This is a genomic window from Desulfatitalea alkaliphila (genome assembly GCF_022968795.1).
Taxonomy (GTDB): domain Bacteria; phylum Desulfobacterota; class Desulfobacteria; order Desulfobacterales; family Desulfosarcinaceae; genus Desulfatitalea; species Desulfatitalea alkaliphila.
On the sequence record NZ_JALJRB010000022.1, the window covers coordinates 1 to 14,413 of the forward strand.

General features: G+C 58.9%; 16 protein-coding genes, 1 tRNA gene and 1 riboswitch. Of the genes, 2 read left to right on the forward strand and 15 right to left on the reverse strand.

The features are described 5' to 3' along the window. Nucleotides 1-175: 175 nt before the first annotated feature. The 15 genes from MRX98_RS16400 to kdsA form a co-directional block, all read right to left on the reverse strand. The gene (locus MRX98_RS16400) at nucleotides 176-802 is read right to left on the reverse strand and encodes a PEP-CTERM sorting domain-containing protein (RefSeq protein ID WP_246912438.1); all 627 of its coding nucleotides are present in this window, start codon (nucleotides 800-802) and stop codon (nucleotides 176-178) included. 84 nt (nucleotides 803-886) lie between these two features. After that, nucleotides 887-987, reverse strand: a riboswitch (cyclic di-GMP riboswitch). A gap of 592 nt (nucleotides 988-1,579) precedes the next feature. Then, nucleotides 1,580-1,665: transfer RNA gene (locus MRX98_RS16405), tRNA-Leu, on the reverse strand. Between the two features lie 76 nt (nucleotides 1,666-1,741). Then, nucleotides 1,742-2,113, reverse strand: coding sequence for a preprotein translocase subunit SecG (gene secG / locus MRX98_RS16410; protein ID WP_246912440.1), 372 nt, complete (start codon nucleotides 2,111-2,113; stop codon nucleotides 1,742-1,744). Nucleotides 2,114-2,127: 14 nt separating this feature from the next. Continuing rightward, on the reverse strand, nucleotides 2,128-2,889 hold the full coding sequence (tpiA, locus tag MRX98_RS16415; RefSeq protein WP_246912449.1) for a triose-phosphate isomerase: 762 nt from the start codon (nucleotides 2,887-2,889) through the stop codon (nucleotides 2,128-2,130). Between the two features lie 118 nt (nucleotides 2,890-3,007). Next, nucleotides 3,008-4,012 (reverse strand): type I glyceraldehyde-3-phosphate dehydrogenase, encoded by a 1,005-nt coding sequence (gene gap, locus MRX98_RS16420; RefSeq protein WP_246912458.1) that lies wholly within the window; start codon nucleotides 4,010-4,012, stop codon nucleotides 3,008-3,010. 199 nt (nucleotides 4,013-4,211) lie between these two features. Further along, nucleotides 4,212-4,631, reverse strand: a complete 420-nt coding sequence (locus MRX98_RS16425; RefSeq protein WP_246912470.1) for a PTS sugar transporter subunit IIA — start codon at nucleotides 4,629-4,631, stop codon at nucleotides 4,212-4,214. A 129-nt stretch (nucleotides 4,632-4,760) separates the two neighbouring features. Beyond that, entirely contained in the window at nucleotides 4,761-5,633 is an 873-nt protein-coding gene (rapZ, locus tag MRX98_RS16430; protein WP_246912473.1) for an RNase adapter RapZ, read from the reverse strand. A gap of 85 nt (nucleotides 5,634-5,718) precedes the next feature. Next, complete coding sequence (locus MRX98_RS16435) at nucleotides 5,719-6,177, reverse strand: PTS sugar transporter subunit IIA (RefSeq protein WP_246912475.1); 459 nt, start codon at nucleotides 6,175-6,177, stop codon at nucleotides 5,719-5,721. 209 nt (nucleotides 6,178-6,386) lie between these two features. Further along, nucleotides 6,387-6,923, reverse strand: a complete 537-nt coding sequence (gene hpf, locus MRX98_RS16440) for a ribosome hibernation-promoting factor, HPF/YfiA family (RefSeq protein ID WP_246912484.1) — start codon at nucleotides 6,921-6,923, stop codon at nucleotides 6,387-6,389. Nucleotides 6,924-7,043: 120 nt separating this feature from the next. Then, the gene (gene rpoN, locus MRX98_RS16445) at nucleotides 7,044-8,480 is read right to left on the reverse strand and encodes an RNA polymerase factor sigma-54 (protein ID WP_246912486.1); all 1,437 of its coding nucleotides are present in this window, start codon (nucleotides 8,478-8,480) and stop codon (nucleotides 7,044-7,046) included. A 2-nt stretch (nucleotides 8,481-8,482) separates the two neighbouring features. Then, nucleotides 8,483-9,205, reverse strand: coding sequence for an LPS export ABC transporter ATP-binding protein (gene lptB, locus MRX98_RS16450; protein ID WP_246912488.1), 723 nt, complete (start codon nucleotides 9,203-9,205; stop codon nucleotides 8,483-8,485). A gap of 58 nt (nucleotides 9,206-9,263) precedes the next feature. After that, nucleotides 9,264-9,806, reverse strand: coding sequence for a lipopolysaccharide transport periplasmic protein LptA (gene lptA, locus MRX98_RS16455; protein ID WP_246912490.1), 543 nt, complete (start codon nucleotides 9,804-9,806; stop codon nucleotides 9,264-9,266). Next, nucleotides 9,784-10,359: an LPS export ABC transporter periplasmic protein LptC gene (lptC, locus tag MRX98_RS16460; protein WP_246912492.1), complete on the reverse strand. Its 576-nt coding sequence runs from the start codon at nucleotides 10,357-10,359 to the stop codon at nucleotides 9,784-9,786. Before lptC ends, lptA begins: the two co-directional genes overlap by 23 nt. Then, complete coding sequence (locus tag MRX98_RS16465; protein ID WP_246912495.1) at nucleotides 10,352-10,876, reverse strand: KdsC family phosphatase; 525 nt, start codon at nucleotides 10,874-10,876, stop codon at nucleotides 10,352-10,354. Before MRX98_RS16465 ends, lptC begins: the two co-directional genes overlap by 8 nt. 4 nt (nucleotides 10,877-10,880) lie before the next feature. Beyond that, nucleotides 10,881-11,714, reverse strand: coding sequence for a 3-deoxy-8-phosphooctulonate synthase (gene kdsA / locus MRX98_RS16470; protein ID WP_246912498.1), 834 nt, complete (start codon nucleotides 11,712-11,714; stop codon nucleotides 10,881-10,883). 127 nt (nucleotides 11,715-11,841) lie between these two features. Between kdsA and MRX98_RS16475 the strand changes: the two genes are divergently transcribed. Then, entirely contained in the window at nucleotides 11,842-13,212 is a 1,371-nt protein-coding gene (locus tag MRX98_RS16475; RefSeq protein ID WP_246912501.1) for a M23 family metallopeptidase, read from the forward strand. Nucleotides 13,213-13,224: 12 nt separating this feature from the next. After that, complete coding sequence (locus tag MRX98_RS16480; RefSeq protein ID WP_246912504.1) at nucleotides 13,225-14,400, forward strand: homocysteine biosynthesis protein; 1,176 nt, start codon at nucleotides 13,225-13,227, stop codon at nucleotides 14,398-14,400. Nucleotides 14,401-14,413 lie beyond the last annotated feature (13 nt).

Genomic DNA, 14,413 nt, shown 5'->3' on the forward strand with positions numbered 1-14,413 from the left:
TGTAGATGGATCTGTGAGCACGGACTCAAAAAATGATGGCAAAATGAGGAAAAATGGACAAGAACGTCGAGGGAAAAAAGATGGAGCCCCCTCGCTTTCCTTGGCCGGTTCGTAGTAGGGGGCTTCCGTCTATAAATCCTTAATTTTTGAGATCCTACCCTCGAGAGACTGAGATTTATTTTCCCTTTAACAACCTTTTTCTGTTTGCCCCCGCAAGGCCGATTAAGCCAGCCCCAAGGAGCAGCATGGTTGCTGGTTCTGGCACTGGAGCTGTTGGTGCGACTTGAAACGTCAGAGTATAATTAGTAGAAAATTGATCATTTCTAAATAGATTAAGGTTAGTGTTATCAAAAAGATATAAACCCGCCCCTAAATTCAAATCGGAGAACAATTCAATGGTGCCGGAATTCATAACATCTACCGTACCATTGTAAGCAATATCAACACCTTGTTCATCTTTTATAGCATATGAGGCAAATGCGCCCATAGCCCCTATAGTGCCACCGTCGATGTAAGTAGTGTCAAAGGTTAAGTCTATAGAATTTAGGAATAAACCGGAATCGATAACAAAATAAAAGTCGTCCAGATCATAATCGGAGGGATCAAGCTGTGATGACCCTTCGACCAAATTGGTTGCATCAGCGAATATGCTTCCACTTACTGTGTTTACCCCTAAACCGATACTGCCAATATATTGGCCGTCCAAATCCGGAGGCTCAGTGTATGAAAGTGCATAACAATTAACCGACATTCCCAAAAAGCCACTAATTATAAAGAGTATTAAGACAGTTTTTATTTTCATCCTATTTCCCCCTTTCATTTAATGTAGACACAGATCAGCGCTGAAACGTGATCTCGATAAAAAAACAAAAGCCAAGTCACCATCCAAGGCAACTCGGCTTTCTCACGACGAGGTCTGTGGCGCTTGCCCCTATGAGACCCGTGGTTTTCCGTCCCTATCTCGCGACAGGTTTGGCTTTTTCTCGATTGTTGATCCTTTAGAACTTAGGGGTAAACATGCAAAAATCATGCGGCTGACGATCGTTTTCTCAACAAGGAGTTTAAATATATATAAACAAGAAGTTAGGGCGGTGACAAATTTAACAAGCTATGGCGTGTGGTATGAAAAGTTGTTAATAATGAGAAAATTAGTTCCTATAAATTGTTGAAGTTCAATAGTTGCCTAAGCCTCATGGATGGCGCGTGGTATGCAAATCAGCCTGACGGTTGCATTCCAATGGTGTGTTGGAATGTTTTAATCGGGTTTTTGGCCCGTCATGGTCCGGTCGCATAATCAACTCAGGCGCTTCGTTGCTTATTCAAGACTTCCTGCCCATTCCTAAAAAAACCCAATCCAATCAGACGCGCAAGCGCATCCCTTTATCTGCCTTGCAAATCCATCATTTTACTTGGCTGCGAATCCATCAAGTTACGAGTCCGCTCTCAGAGTGCCTCATTTTTTGACCTCCGTCAGTCAAAGTGTGTAAGTGTTGTGGATAACAGACGGATTGGGTCGAAATGAGGCTTTATTCTATAAATAACAGAGGCCTACTGTTGGTACAGTAGGCCTCAAATTCGGTGGTGCCGAAGGCCGGACTTGAACCGGCACGGGTTGCCCCACTACCCCCTCAAGATAGCGTGTCTACCAAGTTCCACCACTTCGGCAAGGATTTTGTCATGGTGCGTTCGTTATTCCCTTAGGTGTTTCTTGTCATGGTTCTTTGTGATTTCGCTTGCAGCGTTACTCCCCGGTGGCCGGTGGTTGGGTTTCCGGCGGTGGCGCGACGGTGTCGGCCGGTGGTGGAACCGCCACGGGGGTTTCCGTGGTGGTTTGGGTCTGCACGGCGGGCGGCGGCGTGTCGGACAGCAGGCGCCCTTCGCTGCGGTTGCCGGCCATGTAGGCCAGCATCAGGGATGTCAGCATGAATACCACGGCCGCGGCGGTGGTGGCCTTGCTTAGAAAGGTGGAGGCGCCGGTGGTGCCGAAGAGGGTCTGGCTGGCGCCGCCGCCGAAGGCGGCGCCCATGTCGGCGCCTTTGCCTGTCTGCAGCAAGACGATGAGTATCAGAGCGATACACACGAAAACGTGAACGGCAACGAGCAATAGCGACATTTTTTCAATCCATTTCAGCCCTGGTAGTGCACCAGTTGGCTAAACGTTTCTGGGTCGAGGCTGGCGCCGCCGACCAGGGCGCCATCCACATCGGGCATGGCCATCAACGCCTTGACATTTCCGGGGTTGACGCTTCCGCCGTACAGGATGCGCATCGTTTCGGCCAGGTGCTTGTCCACGGTGTCGGCGATCAATTGTCGCACATGGGCATGCACTTCCTGAGCTTGTTCCTTGGTGGCGGTTTTGCCGGTGCCGATGGCCCAGACCGGTTCGTAGGCCACGACCAACGATTGCAGATCCTGCGAAAATAGGCCTTCTAAACCGTTTTGGACCTGTTTGTCAAGTACAGAAAATGTTTGACCTGCCTCGCGCTGGGCTTCGCTTTCGCCGATGCAGAAAACGGGCTGCAGGTCGGCGGTCAGGGCGGCCCGGATTTTTTGGTTGACGGTGGTGTCGGTCTCACCGAAGAATTGGCGCCGTTCGGAATGACCGATAATGACGTAGCGGCATCCGGCGGCCACCAGCATGCCGGGGGCGATTTCACCGGTGAAGGCGCCCTTGGATTCCCAGTGCATGTTCTGGCCCCCCAGGGCGATGGTGCTGCCGGCCAGGGCTTGGGCCACCGGCGCCAGGGCGGTGAAGGGTGGGGCCACCATCACTTCGACATCCTGGACGTCGGCCACCAGGGATTTGAGCTGTTGGACGGTCTGGACGGCCTCTTCGCCGGTTTTGTGCATTTTCCAGTTGCCGGCGATGAGGGGACGGCGCGTTGGCATTGTGTTCCTCCATTGTTTGGTGTCCGGCCGGAAACGGCATCCGGCGGCTGTCCGCCGTCGCTGTGCGCACGGTGGCGGACAGGCCTCCGTTTAGGATGGACACGCTTTTGGCGGTTCCTTACAGGGCGGCGCCCACCATGGCGGCCAGGTCCACCATGCGATGGGAATAGCCGGCTTCGTTGTCGTACCACGAGAGCACCTTGACCATCTGGTCGATGACATAGGTGGTGTCGGCATCCACGATGGAGGAGAGGGTGCTGCCGTTGAAGTCGCTGGAGACCAGGGGCAGTTCGCTGAAGCCCAGAATGCCGGCCATCTCGCCTTCGGCGGCGGCTTTCAAGGCCTGGTTGACTTCCGAGGTGGTGACACCGCTTTTGCCGATGTTGACCACCACGTCCACCAAGGAGACGTTGGGGGTGGGCACGCGGATGGCCAGGCCGTTGAGCTTGCCGGCCAGTTCGGGCAACACCAGGGCAACTGCCTTGGCGGCGCCGGTGGTGGTGGGGATCATGGACAGGGCCGCGGCGCGGGCCCGGCGCAGGTCCTTGTGGGGAAAGTCGAGCAGGCGCTGGTCACCGGTATAGGAGTGGATGGTGGTCATCAGGCCGTTTTTGATGCCGAAGTTCTCCAGCAGTACTTTGGCCACGGGGGCCAGGCAGTTGGTGGTGCACGAGGCGTTGGAGATGACGTGGTGCTGGCGCGGATCATAGGTGGTGTGGTTGACGCCCATGACAATGGTGTGATCCGGCTCCTTGGCGGGGGCCGAGATGATCACCTTGCGCGCGCCGGCGGTCAGATGCTTGGCGGCACTGTCGCGATCCCGGAACAGGCCGGTGCACTCCATGACGATGTCCACGCCCAGCTCCTTCCACGGCAGTTCGGCGGGGTCGCGGTGGGCGGTGTAGGAGATGCGTTGATCGTCAACGACGATGGCTTTCTCCTCGGCACGGATATTGTTGCTCAGCTTGCCGTGTACCGAGTCGTAGGTGAGCAGGTGGGCCATGGTGGCCGCATCTGTCAGATCGTTGATGGCCACCACCGACACGTCGGAGTGTTTCAGAGCCGCACGAAACACCATGCGGCCGATTCTGCCGAAACCGTTGATTGCAACTTTGACGGACATCGTTCCTCCTTTTTTGCTCGCCGTAAAGACGCTACCGCGAGGTCGCAGCGAGAGTTGTGAGTTTGACGAATTTCAAACGGCAATGGCGGGCCGATGGCAATAATGCCATTTTCCCCGTGCCTTCGCCGGGCACCCAAACGGAACATTTGAAACTGCTCGTGGCGCAGGTATCGCACTTGACAAAGAAACCGTTCGGGAATCAGCCCGTACTGCGCTTGTTCCCTTTCAATATGCCGCTGGCCAAGGAGATGCTCTTCTTGCCGAAATTTTCCAGGGATTGGGCCAACTCCGTCAACCCTTTGTTTTTGCGCAGGCTGATGGCTTTGATCACCATGGGCAGATTGACGCCCGAAATGACCTCGATGTGGCCCTCGTCCAGGAAAGCGTAGCTGAGGTTGGAGGGCGTACCGCCGAACATGTCGGTCATGATCAGCACTCCCGTGCCGCTGTTCAACTGTTTGATCCCTTTTTCGATTTTGGCGCGCAGGGCGGCGGCGTTTTCGCGCAGATCGATGGATACCGCCATCAAGGCGGGGGGCGGTTCCCCGAGGATGAATTCGACGCAATCGATCAAGGCGTCGCCCAGTTGTCTGTGGCTGACGATGAGGATTCCTATCATTTTGGTTGTGTTGTCCTTTGTTTGCATCCTGTGTCCACCCGGAGGCGATTGGAAATATCTTCCGGTATATGGGTTAGGGGCGTTAAGCCACAATTCATGCCCGAGGTCAAGGGTGATGACGGGCCGCGGTCAACCGAAACGGATGTCGCGATGCATCAGGCGCACGGTGGGTTGGGTGAGGCGAATGTGATCATAGACCTGCTGGGCGATGACCACGGAACGGTGCCTTCCGCCGGTGCAGCCGATGGCAAGGGTGAGGTAAGCCTTGCCTTCCTTGACGTACAGGGGAATCAGTTGATCGAGCAATTTCAAGTAAGATTCCAAAAATAAGCCCGTCTGCGGATCTTGCAAGACAAATTCCCGAATTTGATCCGATTCGCCGTCCAGGGGTTTGAGTTCCGGCACGAAGTAGGGGTTTTTCAGAAAGCGCACATCGATCAGGAGGTCGGCTTCGGCCGGGGTGCCGTATTTGAAGCCGAAGGAGATGACGTTGATGGCCATGCCGGTGATGGCGGTGTATTGCCGGGCGATATTGAAAATGGCGAACTTGAGTTCATGGACGCTCAGGTGGGTGGTGTCGATGACATGGTCGGCGGTTTTGCGCAGGGGCTGCAGTTGGTGTTTCTCGGCGCGCACGGCCTCCAGCAGGCTGCCGTCCCGCCCCAAGGGGTGGTGGCGCCGGGTCTGGTTGTAGCGTCGCAGCAGCACCTGGTCGTCGGCATCCAGGAAGACGATTTTGGCCTGGTACCCTTTGTTTTTCAAATCGGCGAGCATCCGGCCGTGGCCGTCGAGAAAGTGCCTGTCGCGCAGGTCCATGCCGAAGGCCCATCCGGCCACATCGTTGTCGGCGGCCTGCTCGGCGGCTTGTTGCAGAAAAGGGGGCATCAGGCCCACCGGCATGTTGTCGACGCAGAAAAAGCCGGCGTCTTCGAAGGTGGCCAGGGCCGTGCTTTTGCCGGAGCCGGAGGATCCGGTAACGATGATGATGGTGCGTGGTTGCATGCCGTTAGACGGTGGTGGTTAGTGGTTCGGGGCGGGGTGCAGGCATTTTTCGCCGCCTTCCCAAGCCCGGTTCAATGTTTGGGTGTCAGAACGCTTCGTCCGTTTCGCCGATGATTTCCAGGACCGCTTCGGTGGATGCGGCCTGCATGAGCTGTGATTTGAACTCCTCCTGCTTGAGCAGGCGCGATATGCGGGCCAACAGTTTCAAGTGTTGGCCCGCTTCGTTTTCCGGTGAGAGCAACAGGAAAAAGAGATGGGTGGGCCGCCCGTCCATCGATTCGAAAGCCACGCCGTGCCGGCTCAATCCGAAGCCCACCAGCAAGGACGGCAATCCTTGCAGCTTGCCGTGGGGGATGCCGATGCCGCCGCCGATGCCGGTGCTGCCCAGGCGCTCCCGTTCCATGAGCACCCGCACCAGCTCATCTTGGGGTGTGCCGGTTATGCGGGCTACGGGGGCCGCCAATTCGTCGAGCACCGTCTTTTTGTCCCTGGCGCGCAGATCGATGTTGATGGCCTCCGGGTGGAGCACTTCCAATAGCTTCATACCGCATCACCGTTGTTTCATCGCGTGGGCCTTTCCGGTGGCTGGATGTGGATCACAGCCGTTATGCCCGGAAAGGCCCGATTGGTCCATTCGACGGAAGTATGAAGGTCGGATGGTTTTCGTTTCAGTGTCCATCCGTATTCAGCAACTTGCGGGCTTGACCCCAACCGCAAGCCACCCTTGACGGATGACCACGTTGCAAAGCGTTCTCATGGATTGGGTTGAATCAACCCGTAGTTGCCGTCCTTGCGCCGGTAGAGCACGTTGACACGATCCGAACGGGCGTTGGTGAACACCAGAAAGTTGTTGTCGACCAAATCCATCTGCATGACGGCCTCGTCCACGTCCATGGGTTTGTATTCGATGTTTTGCACCATGACACGCCGTTCGCCGTCATCCTCCATGACCACGGCACCGGTGGGTTCGCCCATGGCCGTCTTTGCCTTGCCTTTGCCGGACCGTCGCTCCCTTACCTTCTGCTTGTTTTTCTTGATCTGTTTTTCCAGTTTGTCCAGCACCATGTCGATGGCCGCGTACATGTCCTCGGTCTCTTCCTTGCCGACGATATTGAGCCGGTCGCCGATGATGTTCACTTCGGCGATGTGACGGAATTTTTCGACCGACAGCACGACATTGGCCTCACCGGGATTGTAGAGGTATTTGTCGAAACGGTCGAGTTTGTCGCTGATGTAGGATTTGAGGTGGTCGGAGGGGTCGAGGTTCTTGAAGGTCACGGATGTTTGCATAGACACTGCCTCCTTCTGGGTTGATCCTGCCGTTTGGTTTGGTCGACGGTTGTCGGCACGTTGTCTTTGATTATAACAGTAAATCGTATTGACCGGAAAGCAACAGTTGCATGGCCGCTGTCAGGAATAGCGCTTGCGTTTGCTCGAGGGCAGAACACCCATCATTTCCCGGTACTTGGCCACTGTGCGCCGGGCGATGTCGATGTTTTCGGCCTTGAGCAGATCCGCCATCTTGCTGTCGGAGTAGGGGCGGCGGGCATCCTCGCTTTCGATCAGGCGGCGGATCTTTTCCTGCACGCTGGCCGAGGCGATGGCCTCACCGTGAACCCGCTTGATGGAGCTGTTGAAAAAATATTTCAGTTCGAAGATGCCCTGGGGGGTGTAGGCGTATTTGTTGGTGGTGACCCGGCTGATGGTCGATTCGTGCATGCCGATATCCTCGGCCACGTCCCGCAGTACCATGGGCTTGAGGTGCGCGATGCCCTTGTCGAAAAAATCGTGCTGGTACTTGAGGATGCTTTCCATCACTTTGTAGATGGTTTTCTGGCGTTGGTGAATGCTGCGGATCAGCCAGGCGGCGGAGCGTAGTTTGTCCTGGATGTAGTTGCGTGCGTTGCCGCCCACGTCTTTGTCGCGGGTGATGGCTTGCTTGTAGAAGGTGTTCACCTTCAACTTGGGCAAACCGTCGTCGTTGATGACGATGGCGAATCCGTCCTCGGTTTTGTGCACGTAGATGTCCGGGGTGATGTACTGCGGCTCTTCGGAGCTGAACTGGCGTCCCGGTTTGGGCTCCATCTGGGTGATGACGTTGACGGCGGCGATCACCTCGTCCAAACCGACCTTGAGGGCGCGGCAGATGGCTTTGTAGTTTTTGTTTTCCAGGTGATTGATGTGGCCGCTGATGATCTTGCCCACCAGGGTGTCCTTCAATCCCAGGTGGCGGGCCTGCAGCAGAAGGCATTCGGTGAGGTCCCGGGCACAGACGCCGACGGGATCGAAGCTTTGCATCAGGAAGAGCACCTCTTCGATGTCCTCTTCGCTCACACCGGCTTGCTCGGCCAGATCGGCGGCGCTGGTTTTCAAGTAACCGTCGGTGTCCAGGTTGCCGATGATCAGGCTGCCGATGCGTTCTTCTTCCGGGCTGGGGTCGGCCATCAGCAGTTGCCAGAGCAGATGGTCGGTCAACGATTCCTTGTGGGAGATGAACGCTTCGTACTGGGGCGCGTCACGGTCCTCGGTCTCGAACCGGATCCGGCCGGGCGAGTTGTACTCGTCGATGTAGTTGCTCCAGTCGATGTCACCGGGGATCTTTTCGTCGATGGTCACTTCCTGGGGCTTGTCCACCGTGGCCGGTTGAACTTGATCCTCCTGGCCGAGTTGATCCCTGGAGATCGATTCCTGGGACTCTTCCAGGGTGGGGTTCTCCTCCAGCTCCTGGCGGATGGCGTCCATCAACTCCAGACGGGATAGCTGCAACAGCTTGATCGCCATCTGCAGCTGGGGCGTCATGATCAGTTGCTGGGTCAGTTTGAGTTGTTGTCGTAGTTCAATGGCCATCGTTACAACCTGAATTCGTCCCCTAGGTAGATGCGCCGGGCGATTTCGCTGGCGGCAATTTTCGCCGGCGGACCGGACTCGATCACTTCGCCTTCGGCCAGAATAAACGCTTCGTCACATGCTTCCAATGTTTCCCGCACATTATGATCGGAGATGACGATCCCGATGTCCCGCTGCTTCAAATGGCCGATGATCTTTTTTATGTCGGCCACGGCCAGCGGGTCGATACCGGCAAAAGGCTCGTCCAGCAAAATGAAGGCCGGTTGCGTGGCCAGCGCCCGGCTGATTTCCAGGCGGCGCCGTTCGCCGCCCGACAGGGAGCCGGCCTTTTGCTTCGCCAGATGATGGATCCCCAACTCTTCCAGCAGGTCGCGGGCGCGTTCCTTGCGTTCGGTCTTGGCGATGGGCATGGTTTCCAAAATGGCCAGGATGTTATCTTCCACGGTCAATTTGCGAAACACCGACGCTTCCTGCGGCAGATAGCCCAACCCTTTGCGCGCCCGCAGGTACATGGGCAAGCGGGTGATGTCCTGATCGTCCAGCAGCACCTTGCCCGCGTCCGGCCGCACCATGCCCACCGTCATGTAGAAGGTGGTGGTTTTGCCGGCGCCGTTGGGTCCCAGCAGCCCCACCACTTGGCCCGAACGTACCGTCAGGCTGACGGTCTTCACCACTCGGCGGCCGCCGTAGCTCTTGGCCAGTTGTTCGATGGACAGTGTGGTCATGCTGGATCCGTCGGCCGCCCGCGCCGTGCGGGCTTGCCGTTATAACAATTCACTGCCTTCAGTTCAAGCCACTTTCCTCGGAATGGATGGTGGCCTTGACCTGGTTGCCGTCGTCGCCCACGATCTCCAGCTGCCCCGTTTCACGGAAAAAGGTGATCCGGCTGCCGCTGATGGTATCCTTGCCGCTGGTGATGCGGGATTCCGGTCCTGTCAGGACCAGTTTTTTGTCAATCGTAGTATAGACCGCCTTGTCACTGACGGCAACTCTGTTGTCTATGGTGATGCGCACCCGGCCCGTGGCCTCGATGCTTTCCACGCTCTCGGTGTCCACCCCCTCCTGCCCGCCGCCGCTTTCGCGGTAGTGTATCTTGAGTCGGTCGGCATCGATCACGGTTTGGCCTTGAACGGCCCGCACATTGCCGACGAACTCGGCGGTGCGGGCAGTGCTGTCCGAAATGAGACGGTCGGCGGTGATTTCAATGGGTTCGTCGGTCGCCTCGCTTGCCGGCGCCTCGGCCAGGGCGCCGGCCGCGCTGAATAGGAGCAGGGCCAGCCCGATGAGGGCGCAGATCGCGGCTTCAGGGAATCGCCAGGGTTTCATAGAGAAATCCCTCCACATGCCCGTCGAAATGGGCCTGGTTGGTGTTCAAATCGTAGACCATGGTGTCGGCCCGCAGGCGAATTGCGCCACCATGAATATAAACCGGCACATCGGATTCCAGCAGCCGTTCCTCGTGCCGGTAGATCAGTTTCTCCGTCTCCAAGGTATATCGGTCGTCGCGCACTCGAACATTACCGCTGGCTTCCATATCGTTGGTGCGCGTGTTCAGCACGCCCCGTTCGGCGGTCAGGTGGACCGTGTCTCCCTCTTCGGTGTGAAACACCACTTCCGGCGCGGTCAGAATCATGCGCTGACTGCCGGTTTCCAATTCAGCCGCGGCGGCATCCAGCTCCCATTGCACTCGGCCGTCCTTGGTGGCGGTCTGTTGCAGTTGGGCCAGCCGCATCAATGCCCGGGTGGCCGTGTCGGGCAGGGGCACGACATATTGATCCTGTTGGCGGCGGAATTGGAAAAAGACCGCAATCAGAATGGCCACGGCCAGAATGGCGGTGACGGTCAGGATCCACTTGAACAGGTTTCTGCGATCAGCCATGGAAAAGCGTCTGGACCATCTCTTCCCAGCGGCCCCGGGCCTTTAGAAGGGCGTCGCACACTTCGCGCACCGCACCGCGGCCGCCGCCGGCGCGGGTGGTCATGTGAGCGGCCGCGCGCACGGCCTCGTGGGCGTCGGCCACGGCCACGGCCAGTCCCACCTTGGTCATGATGGAAAGGTCGGGCAGATCGTCGCCGACAAAGGCCATCCGCCGCGGCGCGATGCCGGTGCGGGTGGTGATTGGATCCAGCAGGCGCGCCTTGTCGCGGACGCCGTCGAACACCAGGTCGATGCCCAGGTTGCGACAGCGATGACGCAGGGCTTCGCCCGAGCGGCCGGTGACGATGCCCACCTGGATGCCGGCCGCCTTGAGCATGCGGATGCCCACGCCGTCCTTGACGTTGAAAATCTTGAACTGTTCGCCGCTGTCGCCGTAGATGATCTCGCCGGCGGTCAGTACGCCGTCCACGTCCAAGAGCAACAGTTCTATGGTTTCGAGCCGTTCGGTGGCGGGCATGGGATCAGTCGTCTCCGTCGTGCAGGATTCGGCGGATGGCTTGGAGCTGGCGCCAGAAGGGCTCCAGGGTGTCCAGGGGCAGGGAGTTGGGACCGTCGCACAACGCCTTGTCCGGGTCCGGGTGCACCTCCATGAAGACGGCGTCGGCCCCTGCCGCCACCGCCGCGCGGGCCAGCACCGGCGCGTGCTCCCGCTGGCCACCGGAGCTGCTGCCGGCGCCGCCGGGCAGCTGAACGCTGTGGGTCGCGTCAAAAATTACCGGCATGCCGGTCTGTTGCTGCATGATGGGTATGGATCGGAAATCCACCACCAGGTTGTTGTAGCCGAACATGGCGCCCCGTTCGGTCAACAGAATGCGGCGGTTGCCGGCGGAGGCGATCTTGTCCACGATGTTGGCGATGTCCCAGGGCGCCAGAAATTGTCCCTTTTTGATGTTCACCGGTTTGCCGGTGCGCGCCACCGCCAGAAGGAAGTCGGTTTGGCGACACAGAAAAGCCGGTATCTGCAGCACATCGAGCACCTGGGCGGCCGGGACCACCTGGGCGATTTCATGGACGTCCGACAACACGGGCAGTTCGCATTGGGTGCGGATGGTTTCCAGGAGGCGCAACCCCTTTTCCAGGCCCGGCCCCCGGTACGAATGGATCGAGGTGCGGTTGGCTTTGTCGAAGGAGGCCTTGAAGATCAGGGGCATTTGCAAACGCGCGGCCAGGTCCTTCAACCGCTCGGCGATGCGCCGTGTGGTGTCCTCGTCCTCGATCACGCAGGGGCCGGCCACGATGGCCAGCGGCATCCCCTGGCCGATGTGCACATTTTCTATGTGTACAATAGTTTGCATGGCTTTCATTTAGACCGCCGGCTAGTAAAAGTCAAGCTGCGAAACTTTTAAACTTTGCCTTGATTCGGATCTGCGGAGCTGGTAATGATCATAACTTGATTCACAAAATCAAGGAGTTGTTAAGCCATTGAATCCTAAAAAGAATACCCCTCGACGCTGGCCGTGGGCGCTGCTTGTCCTGCTGATCGTGGCGCTGGCGGTTTTTTTGTTTTTCCGCATGGAAGGCCGACCGCCCACCGTGACACCGGCCATGGATCGGACCGCCCTGGGTGCCGAGCAGACCCTGGAGATTGCCGTGGCGGATCCCAAAAGCGGGATCCGCAGCGTGCGGATCGCCATGGCCACCGAAGACCGTGAGGTGGCGATCCTGGAGCGCACCTTTCCCTCGGCGGGCATCTGGGCCGGCGGCGCGGTCCGCGAGACCACCGTGGCGGTGCCCATCCATCCCCGGGAGCTGGGAATCGCCGACGGACCGGCGATGCTGCGGTTGGAAGTGCGCGACTACTCTCTGCGCGGCTGGGGCAAGGGCAATCTCAATCTGGTCGAAACGCCGGTGCGCATCGACACGCGGCCGCCGGCCATCGAGGTGCTCAGCCGGCAACACAATGTGGCCCAGGGGGGCGCCGGCCTGGTGGTGTACAGGCTTTCCGAGCCGTGTCCGGTGAGCGGCGTAATGGTCGACGACCAGTTCTATCCAGGCGCCGCGGGCCACTTCGAGGATCGGACCATCCACCTGGCCCTTTTCGCCCTGACCCATGAACAGGGGCCCGGCACATCCATTCACCTGACCGCCACCGACGAGGCGGGCAACGAGGGACGCGCCGGCATTCCCCACCACATCAACGCCCGGCGCTTCAAACGGGACACCCTTCCCATTTCCGACGGGTTCCTGGACCAACTCATGCCGGCCTTTTTCAATCAGGTGGACGTGCCCCCGGGCGCCTCCAATTTCGATATCTTTCTGGAAGTCAACCGCAAGCTGCGGGTGGACAACAACGATGCCATCCGGCGCATCGCCGGCCGTTCCGACAACCGCATCCACTGGCAGGGCGGCTTTGTCCAACTGCCCGGCGCCGCCAACCGGGCGGGATTCGCCGATCATCGGACCTACACCTACAAAGGTCGGGTGATCGACGAACAGTACCACCTGGGGGTCGATCTGGCCTCCCTGGCCCAGGCGCCGGTGCCGGCGGCCAACGCAGGGCGGGTGGCTTTCGCGGACTTCCTGGGCATCTACGGCAACACGGTGATGATCGACCACGGCATGGGACTGTTCAGCCTCTATGCCCACTTGAGCCACATGGCGGTCGCGCCGGATCAGATGGTGGGCAAAGGGGATGTCATCGGCAAGACCGGGCAGACCGGGTTGGCGGCCGGGGATCATCTGCATTTCAGCATCCTGGTGCACCACACCTTCGTCAACCCCCTGGAGTGGTGGGACGGCCAGTGGGTGGAGAACAACATCGCCGCCAAGATCGCGGCGGTGGCCAAGCCATAAGCGAGCAAGCGAATGTCCAAATACGCGGTTGAGAAAAGTTTCGCCCAGATCAACGCCCGAATCAAAAGCGGCGAGGTGGTGGTGGTGACCGCCGAGGAGATGACGGCCATCGTGCAGGAAAAGGGCGCAGTGGCTGCGGCCCGGGAGATCGACGTGGTCACCACGGGCACCTTCGCCCCCATGTGCTCCTCGGGCGCCATGATCAATTTCGGCCACAGCGTGCCGGGCATCAAGGCCTCCCATGTGCTGATGAACAATGTGCCGGCCTATGGGGGCGTTGCGGCGGTGGATTGTTATCTGGGGGCCACCGAGGCGTGCCTCGACGACCCGCTCAACAAGGTTTACCCCGGCGAGTTCCGCTACGGCGGCGGGCATGTGATCCAGGACCTGGTGGCCGGCAAGACGGTCTATCTGGAAGCCACGGCCTACGGCACCGACTGTTATCCCAATCGCCGCATCGAAAAGAAGGTCACCCTCCAGGATCTGCCCAACGCCATCTTGTGCAATCCGCGCAATGGCTACCAGAACTACAACGTGGCGGTCAATTCCACCAAGAAAACCATCCACACCTACATGGGCACCCTCAAAGGCCGCATGGGCAATGCCAACTATTGCAGCGCCGGCGCCCTCAGTCCGCTGTTCAACGATCCGACCTACCGTACCATCGGCCTGGGCACGCGCATCTTCCTGGGCGGCGGGGTGGGCTATGTCACCTGGCACGGCACCCAGCATCGACCGACGGTGGAAAGGGCCCCCAACGGCACGCCGGTGCGGCCGGCGGGCACCTTGTGGGTCATGGGGGATTTGAAGCAGATGAGCCCCCGTTGGCTGGTGGGCGTGAGCATTCAAGGGTACGGTTGTTCCCTGGCGGTGGGGTTGGGCGTGCCCATCCCGATTCTCAACGAGGAGATGGCCCGGTATACCGGGGTGGCCGATGACGCGTTGTTCACCCAGGTGATCGATTACGGCGAAGCCTACCCCAACGGTGATTCCACCAGTCTGGGACAAGTGAGCTACGCCGAGTTGAAAAGCGGCGCGATCACCATCGACGGTCACACGATCCCGACGGTGCCCCTGTCCAGCATGGTGCGCGCCCGGGAAATCGCCGAAACCTTGAAGGAGTGGATCCGGGCCGGAAACTTCCAGCTCGGCGAACCGCAGTTCACCCTGCCCATGGAGGCGGTCTGAGGCGGGGCGATCA

What these genes read in the sequence shown, in the direction of transcription:
- MRX98_RS16400 (WP_246912438.1), bottom strand. Translation starts at nt 802, where the DNA reads ATGAAAATAAAAACTGTCTTAATACTCTTTATAATTAGTGGCTTTTTG.
- secG (WP_246912440.1), bottom strand. Translation starts at nt 2,113, where the DNA reads ATGTCGCTATTGCTCGTTGCCGTTCACGTTTTCGTGTGTATCGCTCTG.
- tpiA (WP_246912449.1), bottom strand. Translation starts at nt 2,889, where the DNA reads ATGCCAACGCGCCGTCCCCTCATCGCCGGCAACTGGAAAATGCACAAA.
- gap (WP_246912458.1), bottom strand. Translation starts at nt 4,012, where the DNA reads ATGTCCGTCAAAGTTGCAATCAACGGTTTCGGCAGAATCGGCCGCATG.
- MRX98_RS16425 (WP_246912470.1), bottom strand. Translation starts at nt 4,631, where the DNA reads ATGATAGGAATCCTCATCGTCAGCCACAGACAACTGGGCGACGCCTTG.
- rapZ (WP_246912473.1), bottom strand. Translation starts at nt 5,633, where the DNA reads ATGCAACCACGCACCATCATCATCGTTACCGGATCCTCCGGCTCCGGC.
- MRX98_RS16435 (WP_246912475.1), bottom strand. Translation starts at nt 6,177, where the DNA reads ATGAAGCTATTGGAAGTGCTCCACCCGGAGGCCATCAACATCGATCTG.
- hpf (WP_246912484.1), bottom strand. Translation starts at nt 6,923, where the DNA reads ATGCAAACATCCGTGACCTTCAAGAACCTCGACCCCTCCGACCACCTC.
- rpoN (WP_246912486.1), bottom strand. Translation starts at nt 8,480, where the DNA reads ATGGCCATTGAACTACGACAACAACTCAAACTGACCCAGCAACTGATC.
- lptB (WP_246912488.1), bottom strand. Translation starts at nt 9,205, where the DNA reads ATGACCACACTGTCCATCGAACAACTGGCCAAGAGCTACGGCGGCCGC.
- lptA (WP_246912490.1), bottom strand. Translation starts at nt 9,806, where the DNA reads ATGAAACCCTGGCGATTCCCTGAAGCCGCGATCTGCGCCCTCATCGGG.
- lptC (WP_246912492.1), bottom strand. Translation starts at nt 10,359, where the DNA reads ATGGCTGATCGCAGAAACCTGTTCAAGTGGATCCTGACCGTCACCGCC.
- MRX98_RS16465 (WP_246912495.1), bottom strand. Translation starts at nt 10,876, where the DNA reads ATGCCCGCCACCGAACGGCTCGAAACCATAGAACTGTTGCTCTTGGAC.
- kdsA (WP_246912498.1), bottom strand. Translation starts at nt 11,714, where the DNA reads ATGCAAACTATTGTACACATAGAAAATGTGCACATCGGCCAGGGGATG.
- MRX98_RS16480 (WP_246912504.1), top strand. Translation starts at nt 13,225, where the DNA reads ATGTCCAAATACGCGGTTGAGAAAAGTTTCGCCCAGATCAACGCCCGA.